12 protein-coding genes are annotated in these 13,693 nt (G+C 71.1%); 8 read left to right on the forward strand and 4 right to left on the reverse strand.

The features are described 5' to 3' along the window. Positions 1-2: 2 nt before the first annotated feature. From recF to dnaA, 4 genes are all read right to left on the reverse strand, one after another. Positions 3-1,178 carry a DNA replication/repair protein RecF gene (gene recF, locus EV371_RS06495; RefSeq protein WP_130461243.1) on the reverse strand — a complete coding sequence of 392 codons (1,176 nt, stop codon included), beginning with the start codon at positions 1,176-1,178 and terminating at the stop codon, positions 3-5. Positions 1,179-1,181: 3 nt separating this feature from the next. Then, positions 1,182-2,054 carry a phosphogluconate dehydrogenase (NAD(+)-dependent, decarboxylating) gene (gnd, locus tag EV371_RS06500; RefSeq protein ID WP_130461244.1) on the reverse strand — a complete coding sequence of 291 codons (873 nt, stop codon included), beginning with the start codon at positions 2,052-2,054 and terminating at the stop codon, positions 1,182-1,184. Between the two features lie 26 nt (positions 2,055-2,080). After that, complete coding sequence (gene dnaN / locus EV371_RS06505; RefSeq protein ID WP_130461245.1) at positions 2,081-3,214, reverse strand: DNA polymerase III subunit beta; 1,134 nt, start codon at positions 3,212-3,214, stop codon at positions 2,081-2,083. Positions 3,215-4,043: 829 nt separating this feature from the next. Next, positions 4,044-6,086, reverse strand: a complete 2,043-nt coding sequence (gene dnaA / locus EV371_RS06510) for a chromosomal replication initiator protein DnaA (RefSeq protein ID WP_130461246.1) — start codon at positions 6,084-6,086, stop codon at positions 4,044-4,046. 622 nt (positions 6,087-6,708) lie between these two features. On the opposite strand from dnaA, the gene rpmH reads away from it, so the two are divergent. From rpmH to EV371_RS06550, 8 genes are all read left to right on the forward strand, one after another. After that, entirely contained in the window at positions 6,709-6,846 is a 138-nt protein-coding gene (gene rpmH / locus EV371_RS06515; protein WP_101368834.1) for a 50S ribosomal protein L34, read from the forward strand. A 35-nt stretch (positions 6,847-6,881) separates the two neighbouring features. Beyond that, entirely contained in the window at positions 6,882-7,316 is a 435-nt protein-coding gene (gene rnpA / locus EV371_RS06520) for a ribonuclease P protein component (protein ID WP_130461247.1), read from the forward strand. Continuing rightward, on the forward strand, positions 7,313-7,606 hold the full coding sequence (gene yidD / locus EV371_RS06525; RefSeq protein ID WP_486484511.1) for a membrane protein insertion efficiency factor YidD: 294 nt from the start codon (positions 7,313-7,315) through the stop codon (positions 7,604-7,606). Before rnpA ends, yidD begins: the two co-directional genes overlap by 4 nt. Beyond that, a complete protein-coding gene (gene yidC, locus EV371_RS06530) occupies positions 7,603-8,655 on the forward strand; it encodes a membrane protein insertase YidC (RefSeq protein WP_130461248.1) in 1,053 nt (350 codons plus the stop codon). Before yidD ends, yidC begins: the two co-directional genes overlap by 4 nt. A 218-nt stretch (positions 8,656-8,873) precedes the next feature. Then, complete coding sequence (locus EV371_RS06535) at positions 8,874-9,560, forward strand: R3H domain-containing nucleic acid-binding protein (protein WP_130461249.1); 687 nt, start codon at positions 8,874-8,876, stop codon at positions 9,558-9,560. 7 nt (positions 9,561-9,567) lie between these two features. Next, positions 9,568-10,524, forward strand: coding sequence for a 16S rRNA (guanine(527)-N(7))-methyltransferase RsmG (locus EV371_RS06540; RefSeq protein WP_130461250.1), 957 nt, complete (start codon positions 9,568-9,570; stop codon positions 10,522-10,524). Between the two features lie 178 nt (positions 10,525-10,702). Next, positions 10,703-11,656 (forward strand): glycoside hydrolase family 5 protein, encoded by a 954-nt coding sequence (locus EV371_RS06545; protein ID WP_207230426.1) that lies wholly within the window; start codon positions 10,703-10,705, stop codon positions 11,654-11,656. A 1,001-nt stretch (positions 11,657-12,657) separates the two neighbouring features. Continuing rightward, the gene (locus tag EV371_RS06550) at positions 12,658-13,674 is read left to right on the forward strand and encodes a ParA family protein (RefSeq protein WP_486484915.1); all 1,017 of its coding nucleotides are present in this window, start codon (positions 12,658-12,660) and stop codon (positions 13,672-13,674) included. Positions 13,675-13,693: the final 19 nt, after the last annotated feature.

Genomic DNA, 13,693 nt, shown 5'->3' on the forward strand with positions numbered 1-13,693 from the left:
GGTCAGTCGTCACGGGACACCCGCCCGTCCGAGACCTCGTACCGGGCGCCCCGCAGCGCCTGCGGTACGTCGTCGGCGACCGCGCAGGTCACCAGGAGCTGGCTGGCCCCCGCGACCAGTTCGGCAAGACGATCCCGGCGGCCACTGTCCAGCTCGGCGAAGACGTCGTCGAGCACCAGCACCGGTTCGACGCCGTCGGCGCGGAGCAGGTCGTAGCCGGCGAGCCGGAGCGCCAGCGCGTACGACCAGGACTCGCCGTGGCTGGCGTACCCCCGGGCGGGCAGGGCGCCGAGGGTGAGGGTCAGCTCGTCGCGGTGTGGCCCGACCAGTGTCATGCCACGGTCGATCTCCGCCGACCGGGCCTCGGCCAGCGCGGTCGACAGTGCCGCCTCCAGCGTCGACCGGTCCGGCACCGGGTCGGTCAACTCCACCGACGGCCGGTACGCGATCGACGCCGCGCCGCGCCCCGCCGCCACCGCGTCGTACGCCTTCGTCACGTGCGGGCCGAGCGCGGCAACCAGCTCCAGCCGGCCGGCCAGCAACTCCGCCCCGTGCCGGGCCAGGTGGGTGTCCCAGACCGCCAGGGTCGACAGGTCGCCGCCGCCCTCGGCAGCTCGCTCGGGGTCGGCGCGGGCGGCCCGTCCCCGCCCACCGGCGGTCTTCCGGGCCAGATAGGCGGTACGCAGCAGCGCGTTGCGCTGCTTCACCACCCGCTCGTAGTCGGTGCGGACGGCGGCGTACCGCGGCATCCGGGTGACCAGCAGGTCATCGAGGTAGCGCCGTCGCTCGGCCGGGTCGCCCCGGACCAGTTCCAGGTCTTCCGGGGCGAAGAGCACCAGCCGCAGCGCACCGAGCACGTCTCGGGCCCGGCGAGCGGGCGAACGGTTCAACCGGGCCCGGTTGGCCCGACCCGGCGCGATCTCCAGCTCGACCAGCAGCTCCCGGCCGTCGTGCACGATCGCGCACCGGAGCACCGCCGTCGCGGCACCGGCCCGGACCAGCGGGGCGTCGGTGGCGACCCGGTGGCTGGCCAGGGTCGCGACGTAGCCGAGCGCCTCGACGAGGTTGGTCTTGCCCACCCCGTTCGGGCCGACGAACACGTTCCCACCCGGCTCCAGGTCGACCCCGACCCGCTCGTACGAGCGGAAGTCGACCAGTTCGAGCCGGCGGACGTACACGGGTCAGTACTTGCGGACGGCGTGCCCGCCGAACTGCTGACGCAGTGCGGAGACGGCCTTCAGCGCCGGCGAGTCCTCCTGGCGGGAGGCGAACCGGGCGAAGAGCGCGGCGGTGATGACGTTCAGCGGTACGGCGAGCCGGACCGCCTCGTCCACCGTCCAGCGTCCCTCGCCGGTGTCCTCGGTGTAGTCGCTGAGCTGGGCCAGCTCCGGGTCCTCGTCGAGAGCCCGGTCGAGCAGGTCGAGCAGCCAGGACCGGACCACGGTGCCGTCCCGCCAGGACTTGAAGACACCCGGCACGTTGGTCACCAGTTCGGAGGCGGTGAGCAGCTCGTAGCCCTCGGCGTAGGCCTGCATCAGGCCGTACTCGATGCCGTTGTGCACCATCTTGGCGTAGTGCCCGGCGCCGACCGGTCCGGCGTGCACGAAGCCGAACTCGCCCTCCGGCTTGAGCGCGTCGAAGATCGGCATCAGCCGTCCGACGTGCTGCTCGTCGCCGCCGACCATCAGGCCGTAGCCGCTCTCCCGCCCCCAGATGCCGCCGGAGACCCCGACGTCGATGTAGCCGAGGCCGTGCCGGTCGAGCTTCTCCGCCCGGGGCAGGTCGTCACTGAACTTGGAGTTGCCACCGTCGATGACGATGTCTCCGGCCGAGAGAACCTCGATCAGCCCGTCGACGGTCGACTCGGTGTAGGCCACCGGCACCATCACCCAGACCGCCCGGGGTGCGGCCAGCTTCTCGGCCAACTCCGCCAGGCTCGCCACGTCGGACAGCGCCGGGTTCTGGTCGTAGCCGATCACCTCGTGCCCGGCGGCGCGCAGTCGCTCGCGCATGTTGCCGCCCATTCGGCCGAGGCCCACCAGGCCGAGTTGCATGAACTTTCCTTCCAGAACCGGTGCGATCAGCGGGTGACCCTGATCGGCATGATCAGATAGCGATAGCCGGGGATGATTTCCCCGTCCTCCCCGGAGGGGGAGATCACCGCGGGTTTGAAGGCGTCGACGAAGGTGAAGACCGCGAGCGCCGAGCCGAGGTTCTGGAGTCCGTCGATCAGGTACTGCGGGTTGAAGCCGATGGTCAGCGGCTCCCCGGTGAAGGTGGCGTCCATCGCCTCGCTCGCCCGGGCCTCCTCGGTGCTGCCGGCCTCGACGACGAGGCCGTCCGAGCTGAAGTTGAGCAGCACCGGCGTGGTCCGGCCGCCGACCAACGACACCCGCTTGACGACCTCGACGAGTGCGGAAACCGCGACCCGGGCCTCCGCGTTGGAGCTGGCGGGGAAGAGCGACCGCACCGGCGGGTAGTTGGCGCCGTCCAGCAGCCGGCTGGTGGTCCGACGGGTACCGCCGGCGAACCCGATCAGCCCCTCACCGGCGGCGCCCTGGGCGAGCGCCATCGTGACGTCGCCGCCGAGCGGCCCGAGGGCCTTGGCGGTGTCGTGCAGGGTCCGGGCCGGCACCAGCGCGTTGATGCTGACATCCGGGTCGTCCGGCCGCCACTCGATCTCGCGCAGCGCCAGCCGGTAGCGGTCGGTGGCGAGCATCGCCAGGGTCGAGCCGTTCAGCTCGATGCGTACCCCGGTCATCATCGGCAGCGTCTCGTCCCGGCCGGCGGCGATCGCGACCTGGCCGACCGCGGCGGCGAAGGTGGCCGCGTCGATGGTGCCGGCGCTGCCCGGCATCTCCGGCAGGGTCGGGTAGTCCTCGACCGGCATCGTCGGCAGGGTGAACCGGGCACTGCCGCAGACCAGCTCCAGGTGCGCCCCGGCGGCGGCGATGTCCACCGGCTTCGCGGGCAGCGCCTTGGTGATCTCGGCCAGCAGCCGGCCGGAGACCAGGGCCGCCCCCTCCGCCTCGCTCTGCACGTCGACGGTCACCTGGCTGGACACCTCGTAGTCGAAGCCCGAGACGTGCAACCCGCCCTCACCGACCCGGAGCAGTACGCCGGCCAGCACCGGGACCGAGGGACGGTTGGGCAGACTCTTCGCGGTCCACGCCACGGCGTCGGCGAGCGCGTCACGCTCCACGCGGAACTTCATGCCATGCCTCCGGGTCGACGTCAGCGACAACTGTCTCATGCCGGCGGCCGCCTTCCGGCCCCGCCAACCGTGCGGGTCTTCCTCGCACCTTAGGACCCGGTCGCATCGGCTGTGCGTCCGGCCCCGGTACTTCGGCAGATCCTGACCCGTGGGTACGACGGATCAAAAGAGTCCACAGGATGCCCAACGCCGATGATTGGTTTTTGTTCTCTTGAAGAGATAACTCAATCGTCTTCATCGGTGCTGTGCAAACTGTGGAGAGGCGACCTCTGCGCAGGTCAGCGCTTTGTCCACCGGTGTACGAGGTGTGGACAACCGGGGTCGGAACCGGGGTCGCGATCCACAGGCACCGCCGTCCGCGAAGTTGTCCACGCTTGTCCACCGGTCATCCACCGGGTTACCCACCGGCTTTTCCCCATCTGTGGGTACAGCCGGACAAAGATCGATAGGCACTGTCCCCAGAACCTTCAACAGCCCGTACACAGGCCGCCGCGACCGGTGGACAACTCCGTAACCGTCGGTAACTGTCCACACACGTTTCCCCAACCCTTGTCCACAGGTTGTGGGTTCTCCGTCGGAGGCCGAACCGAGGTTATCCACCGACGGTGGACAACCGGCTGTGGACAGCCTGGGTACAACGGACCGCCCGTGCACGACGGGACGCCTCCCGGCCCTGCCGCGACGCCACCTCCGGCGGCAGCTCCGGTCCGGTGCCACCCGATCGGCCGGTACGACCGGCCGGGGACCGGACCGAGGGCCGGGTACGACCGAGGGCCGGGTACGGACCGGTGCGGCCCGTACCCGGCCCTCGCGGGTCCGGTTGGTCGGGTCAGGTGTTCTGCTTGATCCGGTTGGTCAGCTCGGCGATCTGGTTGTAGAGCGAGCGGCGTTCCGCCATCTGCTGCCGGATCTTCCGGTCGGCGTGCATCACGGTGGTGTGGTCACGCCCGCCGAACGCCTGGCCGATCCGGGGCAGCGACAGGTCGGTCAGCTCCCGGCACAGGTACATCGCCACCTGTCGGGCGTTGACGAGTACCCGGGACCGGGACTGCCCGCGCAGGTCCTCCAGGCTCACCCCGAAGTAGTCTGCGGTGGAGATCATGATCTGGTCGGCGGTGATCTCCGGCCCGGAGCCGTCCGGGATGAAGTCCCGGAGCACCTCCTCGGCCAGTGCGAGCTCGACCGGTGACCGGGTCAGCGACGCGAACGCGGTGACCCGGATCAGCGCCCCCTCGAGTTCCCGGATCGAGTTGGCGATCCGGGAGGCGATGAACTCCAGCACGTCCGGCGGGGCGAAGAGCCGCTCCTGGGCCGCCTTCTTCTGCAGGATCGCGATCCGGGTCTCCAGGTCGGGCGGCTGGATGTCGGCGAGCAGCCCCCACTCGAACCGGGTACGCAGCCGGTCCTCCAGCGTCGCCAGGTCCTTCGGCTTCCGGTCCGAGGTGATCACGATCTGCTTGTTGGCGTTGTGCAGGGTGTTGAAGGTGTGGAAGAACTCCTCCTGGGTCCGCTCGCGGTTCTCCAGGAACTGGATGTCGTCGATCAGCAGGATGTCGACGTCCCGGTAGCGGCGCTGGAACGCACTCGTCTTGTCGTCCCGCAGCGAGTTGATGAAGTCGTTGGTGAACTCCTCGGTCGAGACGTACCGGACCGAGCGGGCGTTGCCCAACGTCGTCGCGTAGTGCCCGATGGCGTGCAGCAGGTGGGTCTTGCCCAGGCCGGAACTGCCGTAGATGAACAGCGGGTTGTACGCCTTGGCCGGTGACTCGGCGACCGCGACCGACGCCGCGTGGGCGAACCGGTTGGACGAGCCGATCACGAAAGTCTCGAACATGTACTTCGGGTTGAGCCGGTTGCCGCCGACGTCCCCGGCCCCGCCCACCCCGCCCGGCCGGCGGTCGTCCCGGCCACCCGGCCGGTGTAGGGCGTTGCCGCCGCCCCGACCCGGACCGTTGTCCGGCCCGCCGTCCCGACCCGGTCCGAGCCGTCCGGCGCCGTCCCGGGTGTCGTGGTACCGGCGGTCGGCCGGCCGGTGGTCACCGAACTGGCCGAGGTCGCCGGTCTCGACCCCCCGCTCGTCGAAGCCCCGCCGGTCCTGGTGCGGGGCGCTCGGCCGGTACGGCTCCGGGTACGGCGCGCTGAACAGCGGCTCCTGTCCGTCCCGGCTGGCCGGGATCAGGTTGCCCCGGCCGGTGTCGGGGCGTCCGGCACCACCGGGAGGCACCTGCGCCGAGCCGGTGAACGGCGGCGGCTTACGGCCGTCGGCCTGGTCCGGCACCGGGTTCCGGCGCTCGGGCGCCTCAGGGCCGGCACCGGCCGGAAACTCCTGCTCGGGTCGGACCGGGTACTCCCGCTCGGACTCACCGGGGAACCCGCCGGGAAAGTGGAGCGGCTCGGCCCGGTATCCGCCGGGCGGGTCGGGGTCGGCGTACCCGGCGGGATCCGGGTCGTAGCCGGCCGACGCGTCGGCACCGTCGTATCCACCGGGCTGGTCGGCGCCGCTCGAATAGCCGGGCGCACCGCCGGGGACGGGATACCCCGCGGGTACGGCCGTCCCCGCCGGTTCGGTGCCGGCCGGGTAGCCGGAGCCGGCCGGGCGGGCCTGACCGTCCTCCGGTGGTCGTACGGTGACCGCCACCTGGACGGCCCGGCCCAGCCGGCGGGAGAGCGCCTCGGTGATCGCCGGGCGGAGTCGCGACTCGATCACGTCCCGGGTGAAGGCGTCCGGTACGGAGAGCAGCGCGGTGTCCTCGATGATGGTGTGCAACCGGGTGAGCCGGAGATAGGCGCGCTGCTGGGCCGAGATGATCTCGTCTGCCAGCTCCTCGGTCGTCGCCGCCCACACCGCGCCAAGGTCGATCGTGTCGGCCACCGTCGCGCCACCCCCATCGCCTCTGCGTCTCCGGCCGCCGTTGTCGTTCCAGTCGACCGTTCCAGGCTTGCTGACGTGCTCGAACAGGCACGACGCGGCGCTCGGCGGTTGCCGGCGCCGTCCACAGGTTATCCACAGCCTGTGTATCGACCGATTGTGTCGCCCGGCCGGGCGGCCGTGTCGTCGGCCCCCGGCTCGACCGGCGTTGACGCGGGTTCATCTGTCGAACGATCGACGAGCTTGTCCGGTTTTGCCCGCCAGCGGCATCCCCACCCCTTGACGCTGACGTGCAATCGGGCACGCTAACAGCGTTGTCCACAACCCTTCAACCGTCAGTCCCGAGGAGACCTGTCGACATCAGCGAAAACCCCGCCGACCGTCCTCGGCCCGGCGACGGTCACCGATCATGGTCGTTTGACGGCGGTTGTTGGGCTGCGTAGGCTCCAACGGTTGCTCTCCCACCCCTCTGCTAGGGTGACGGGAGACTGTTGACCGCGGCCCGACACAGGCCGTCGCTGATGCCTGGACGGCATCGGCACCCGGCCGTTCCGGCGGTCGACGCCTGACAATCACACGACCCCGCTGTCGCACGACCGGGGCGTACGACGACGGAGAGCCTGACGTGAGCAAGCGCACCTTCCAGCCGAACAACCGCCGGCGCGCGAAGACCCACGGCTTCCGGCTGCGCATGCGCACCCGGGCTGGTCGCGCCATCATCGCGGCCCGCCGTGGCAAGGGTCGCACCCGCCTGTCGGCCTGACGGCTGGCAGGGCCGATCCGGGGATGTAGGCAGTCGTGCTGGCGGCCGCACAGCGACTGCGGCGCAGCAGTGACTTCGCCGCGGCGATCCGGGGTGGGCGTCGTGCCGGTCGAGGATCCGTGGTGGTCCATCTCGATCCGGCCGGTGACCCCGGTCCACCTTCTTTCCCGATGACCACGACGACATCGCAGCCGGCTCGCAGCGCCGGCGCGGGAGATCAGCCCGCGCCGGCCCGGGCCGGCTTCGTCGTCTCCAAGGCGGTGGGTGGCGCGGTGGTCCGGAACAGGGTCCGGCGTCGGCTGCGACACCTGGTCCGCGATCGGCTGCCGGGCCTGCCGGCCGGCACGACCCTGGTGGTACGCGCACTTCCCGGCGCCGCCGAGGTCTCCTACGCCCGGCTCGGCGCCGACCTGGACGCCGCGATCGCGGCGGCGCTCGCGCCCCGGAAGTCCCCCCGGCGGTCCCGATGACGGCGCCGCCCGACGGTACGCCGGGAATGACACTCGGTGCCCGAGTGCTGGCCGGAGCCATCGTCGCGTACCGTCGTTGGATAAGCCCGGCGCTGCCGGCCCGCTGTCGGTTCTACCCGTCGTGCAGCGCGTACGCCCTGGAGGGGGTCGCGCGGCACGGTGCGCTCAGGGGAGCCGTCCTGGCGGTTCGGCGGCTGTTGCGCTGCCACCCCTTCCACCCCGGTGGATTTGACCCGGTACCGGAGCCGGGCGCACGCCGCCATGCCGATGTGACTGGAGCCCCGAATTGAGTCTCGACTGGATCTACTGGGCGATCTCGTGGGTCCTGCTGAGCTGGCACTCCGCCTGGGACGCCATCGGAGTGTCGGAGAACGCGGTCCTGGGCACCAACTGGTCCTGGATCCTGGCGATCATCTTCCTGGTGGTCACCCTGCGGGTGGTCCTCTTCCCGATCTTCGTCAAGCAGATCAAGTCGCAGCGGGCGATGCAGGCGCTCCAGCCCCAGCTCAAGGCCCTCCAGGAGAAGCACAAGGGTGACCGGGAGACGCTCCAGAAGGAGATGATGGAGCTCTACCGGAGGGAGAAGGCCAACCCGCTGATGGGCTGCCTTCCGATCTTCCTGCAGGCTCCGGTCTTCATCGGCCTCTTCCACGTGCTGCGCCGGCTCAGCCCGACGAACGAGCAGAAGACCCTGTACGGCTGGACCGAGACGCAGTTCGAGAGCGCGACCCACGCCCGGCTCTTCGACGTGCCGATCGCCGCCAAGTTCGGCTCCACCGCGGCGGAACTGGCCCAGCTGAACGCCAGCGGCACCTCGGTGAAGATCCTGGCCGGCGTCCTGGTCGCCATCATGATCGCCACCACCTACCTGACCAGCCGGCAGATGATCCTGAAGACCGGGTGGGCAGAGGACCCGCAGCAGCGCATGATCCAGCGACTGATGCTCTACGGCATCCCCGCCTCGCTGCTGGTCTCCGGCGCGATCTTCCCGATCGGTGTGGTCATCTACTGGGTCACCAACAACCTCTTCACCCTCGGCCAGCAGCAGTGGGTGCTGCGCAAGTACCCGCCGCCGCCGACCCCCGGCCGGCTGCCGAAGCCGGGCGAGTCGGCTGCCCGGCGTACCACCGGAACCGCAGGCGGCACCCGCCGGGGCACCGACGCCCGCAAGCCGGTGCAGCCCGGCAAGCCGGCGAAGCCCGCCGGACGGTTCGGGCGGTCCAAGGCCAACGGCGCGCAGCCGGAGAAGCCGGCCGTCGACACGAAGGCGCTGGCTCCCAAGCCGGGCGCCAAGCCGGTCAACCCCAAGAAGGGGCGTCCGGCGAAGCGTCAGGGTTGACGCGACCGGCCACCGACCGCGACTGTCGATCGGTGGCCGGGTAGGACTTCGGGCCGTGCTGCCACACCAGCGCTGGCGCCGGCCGGAATCCGCCGCGCCCCGTGACGTCGGGCATCGTTGCCCGTGCAGACGTGCCCGTGGCACTCGGCGATCTCCCGTCGGGCCCGGGAAACCAGCGGGACCGTACGGTCCGGCAGAGAGAGTACGGAGATGAGACGGTGACCGACACCAGTATTCCGCGCGCCGAGCAGCCCACCGGCGACGCTGACCCGGTCCTGCCGGCGGGCTCGCCCGAGGACGCCGAAACCACCTCGGCCGCTGCGGTCGCCGAGGACAACGCGGACGCCGGCCCGGAGCAGGACGACGACGTGGGCGACGACGTGGAGGGCGACGAGGTCGAGCAGGGCGGCAACAACGGCGGAAAGCCGGCAGCGGCGACCAGCGACGCCGACCTGTTCCGGCAGAGCGAGATAGCCGCCGACTACGTCGAAGGGCTGCTCGACATCCTCGACTACGACGGCGACATCGACGAGTTGGTCTCCGCCGGCCGGCCGGTGGTCGAGGTGGTCGGCGGGCGCCTGCAGGCGCTGGTCGGGCAGCGCGGCGCCACCCTGGAGGCACTCCAGGAGCTGACCCGGCTCGCCGTGTTCCGGCAGACCGGAACGCCCAGCCGGCTGCTGCTGGACGTCGGTGGCTACCGGGCGGCCCGCCGCAAGGAGCTTTCCGCCGTCGCCAAGAACGCGGTCGAGAAGGTCAAGCAGCACGGCGAGGCCGTCCGGCTGGAGCCGATGTCCGCCTTCGAGCGCAAGTGCGTGCACGACGTGGTGAACGCCATCGCCGGGGTGGAGAGCGAGTCCGAGGGCGTCGAGCCGAACCGCCGGATCGTCGTACGACCGGTCGACTGAGCGGTCGATGACCCACCGATCGGTTTCCGGCCCGGGTGGCGAACCGCCGCCCGGGCCGTCGCCTGTTCCGGGCGGAGACGACGGGTCCCCTGCCGTGCCGCTTCCGGCGGAACTCGTCGAGCCGGCCCGTACCCTCTTCGGGGATCGGCTTCCGCTCGCCGTCGCGTACGCGGAACTGCTGGCCGGCCCGGGCGTACTGCGTGGCTTGATCGGCCCCCGTGAGACGCCCCGGATCTGGGATCGGCACCTGCTCAACTGCGCGGCGGTGGTGGAACTGCTGCCGGTCGACGCCTCCGTCGTGGACGTCGGCTCCGGCGCCGGGCTCCCGGGAATCGTCCTCGCGATCGCCCGGCGGGACCTGGCCGTCACACTGGTCGAGCCGCTGGCCCGGCGAGCGGTGTTCCTGGCCGAGGTGGTCGCCGCGCTCGACCTCGCGGAGACCGTCACAGTGGTCCGGGCCAGGGCGGAGGAACTTGCCGCGAGCCGGCGCGAGGGTACCGGCGCTCGGCGACGGCGGGGTGGTCGCGCCAACCGTCCGTCGGTGGTGGAGGCCGACGGGCCGCTCTCCGTCGAGGCCGGCGGCCCGCTCGACCTGGCGAACCTCCCGGCCGGGTTGCGGGTGCCCGCCGATGTCGTGACGGCTCGCGCCGTCGCTCCGCTCGACCGGCTCGCCGGCTGGTGCCTTCCGCTCGCCGTGCCCGGTGGACGCCTGCTGGCGCTCAAGGGAGCCAGCGCCGCCGAGGAGGTGGCCGAGCACGCCGACGCGGTACGCCGGCTCGGCGGAGCGCCGCCGATCGTCCGGCAGGCCGGCCGCGGGGTGGTCGACCCGCCGACGACAGTTGTGGAGGTGGTCCGGGAGCGTGCCGGCCGAATGCCGGCACCGGGTGCGTCGGTCGGCCGGCGCGGTCGTCCGACCCCGGGCCGCGGCCGACAGGACCGTCCCGGTGAGGCGTCGACGCTCTGACGGAGGCGTCGTCGCCGCCGGCAGCGGCAGGCGGCCGGGACTGTTTCGATGTATGTCGAAAGATTACCGGCTCTTCGGTTGAGGGTTCGTATGCCGACACGTTGGGCGCACGGTCCGGCCGGGCTGCGCCTGCCCCAGCTACGTCCGGGCCCATGTACTCGGCAAGGATGTCGCACCGGTGGCGCCGCCGGGCGTCCGTAGGGTGGGCATCGTGCTCGGGATGAACTTCGGCAACGCCCTCGACGCGCCGCCGGGCGAAGGGCTCGAACTGTCCGAGCGCTACTTCGAGGCGGTGCGCCAGGCCGGCTTCGACACCGTGCGGCTGCCAGCCCGGTGGGCCGGGCACGCCGCGCGCACTGCGCCGTACCCGATCGATCCTGTGTTCTTCGCCCGCGTCGACCGGGCCGTCGGTCTGGCGCTCGCCCATGAACTCGCCGTGGTCCTCGACCTGCACCACTTCCACGAGATGCAGGACGACCCGGCGGGCAACACCGACCTGTTCCTCGCGTTGTGGCGGCAGATCGCCACCCGGTATGCCGACCGGCCGTCGCGGTTGTGGTTCGAGTTGCTGAACGAGCCACGCCCGCCGATGACAGACGAGCAGTGGAACGCGCTGGTTGAGCCCGCGCTGGCGGTCGTACGCGAGTCCAACCCGACCCGGACGGTGGTCGTCGGACCCACGGCGATGAACGACCTTGCCGCGCTGCCGGCGCTGCGCCTGCCCGACGACCCACACCTGGCAGTGACCATCCACTACTACGCACCGTTCGCCTTCACCCACCAGGGCGCGCACTGGGTTGCCGGCGCCGACAGGTGGCTCGGCACGAGCTGGGGCAGCGCGGCAGACCTGGCGGCCGTCGAGGCGGACCTGCGCCGCGCAGCCGATTGGGCCGGCGATGCCGGGCAGCGGCTCTTCATCGGGGAGTTCGGCGCGTACGAGCGAGCCGACCCGGCGGCCCGCGCCCGATGGACCCGCGCCGTGCGCCAGACAGCCGAGAGGCTCGGCATCGGCTGGATCTACTGGGAGTTCGGCACCGACTTCGGCGCGTACGACCCGGCCGCTGACGCCTGGCGGGAGCCGCTGAAGGAGGCGCTGCTCGGGCCCGACCGCGGCACGGCCACGCCCAGCTGAGCCTCCCTACGGCAATCCTGAAACTACGCACCCGCACCGCGACCACCCGACGCCACCGCGGACACCTCAACCCCGCTCAACTTCGACGAGCCAGATTTCCGGGGTTCTCTGCCACATCGAGTTCGCCCGGACGACACCCGCCGGGAAACGGTCGATCGGCCGGAGCAATCAAAGTCACAATTGTCGGCAGTCGGGCCGAGGCGTCGAATCCGCTGATCAGACCCGATCCCTGAGGGCAAGATCTGCGCCACGGCCGGTTTTCATCCTACGGACAGCCGTGGCCCCGGTCGCCCGACGGCCGTAGGCTGACCGCGCGTCGATAGTGTAGACCGGGCGGCGGGTGGCGCCTCAGGCCCTTCGCTGCTTCTTCGCCGGGCCGCACGCTAACGCCCGAGGCGCGGGCATGGGCGCTGACCGGGCCGACACCATCCGAAGCTGGCAGGGATGACACGGTGCATGACAACGGTAGGTATGACGATCCAGAGATGACGGACTCCGGGGGGTACCACTCCGGCGGCGCCGATGTTTCACGTGAAACCGACTACGAAGGTTGGTCTGCCAGCGGTCGAACCCGGCCGCCGGTCCGGAGTGACGGCTCCGACGGCCAGCCGACCGGGTACGAGGCCATACCGCCGCCAGGTCCGACTCGTGGCACCGCCCGGGTCACGCCGCCGCCCGGCATACCCGAGCCCGCCGGGCCGGGGTATCCCTCGGTGGGCTCACCGTTCACAGCGGATGCGGTCGACCAGCGGGCGGCACCCGATCTGCCCCGGCAACCGGCACCCGGACCGGAGCCGGAGCAGTTCGGGAAGGGACCGGATCGGCGACGGCCGGCGGGGCGGGCGACGGCACCGACCTTCTCGGCGCCACCCGAGGTAACGCAACGGCCGGAGGAAACGCAACGGCCGGTGGCACCGCAGCCCGCCGCGCAGGCGCAGATGCCCCCGCCCGTCGAGGCTCAGGCTCCGGTGGTCCCGGTCGAGCCGTCGGCAGCGCCGGGGGTGCACGGGGTGAGGCCGGACGCCCGCCGGACAGCCCGGTCCGAGTCGCCGGCCGACACGCCGCCGGCCGTACCGGAGACCTTCCCTGAGGACGCCGAGTCCGACGCGTACGTTTCACGTGAAACCTCGTCTCGCGAACAGGACGATCCCCCGTTGGCAATGGAGGCAATGCGCGCTGTGCAAATCCTGAACCCGAGCGGTGAGGTGACGATGCCGCGTCCGGACCGGCCACGGATCATGTGTGTGGCGAACCAGAAGGGAGGCGTCGGCAAGACCACCACCACGGTCAACCTGGCGGTGGCCCTGGCGCTGCACGGCAACCGTGTCCTCGTCGTGGATCTCGACCCGCAGGGGAACGCCTCGACCGGCCTGAACGTGCCGCACCATGCCGGCGTACCGGACGTCTACGACTGCCTGATCGACAACGTGCCGCTGGCCGAGGTGGCCCAGGGGGTCGAGGGTATCCCCGACCTCTGGTGCGTACCGGCCACCATCGACCTGGCCGGTGCCGAGATCGAGCTGGTCTCGGTGGTAGCCCGGGAGTCCCGCCTCGCCCGCGCCATCGCCGCCCACCCGGCCGAGTTCGACTACGTCTTCATCGACTGTCCGCCCTCGCTCGGCCTGCTCACGGTCAACGCCCTGGTCGCCGCCCAGGAGGTGCTGATCCCGATCCAGTGCGAGTACTACGCACTGGAAGGCCTCAACCAGCTGATCAACAACATCAACCTGGTACGGCAGCACCTGAACCCCACCCTGGAGGTCTCGACGATCCTGCTCACCATGTACGACCGGCGGACCCGGCTCGCGGACGCGGTCGAGCAGGACGTCCGGAACCATTTTGGTGACAAGGTGCTGCAGGCGGTGATCCCGCGCAACGTGCGGGTGTCGGAGGCTCCGAGCTACGGCCAGTCGGTGATGACCTACGATCCCGGTTCGCGGGGCGCCACGAGCTACTTCGAGGCGGCCCAGGAGATCGCGATGCGCGGGGTCAAAGAGTCTGTTGGCCGCAATGCATAGCTCGGTGGATGCGTCGGGA

This window comes from Plantactinospora sp. CNZ321 (genome assembly GCF_004217235.1).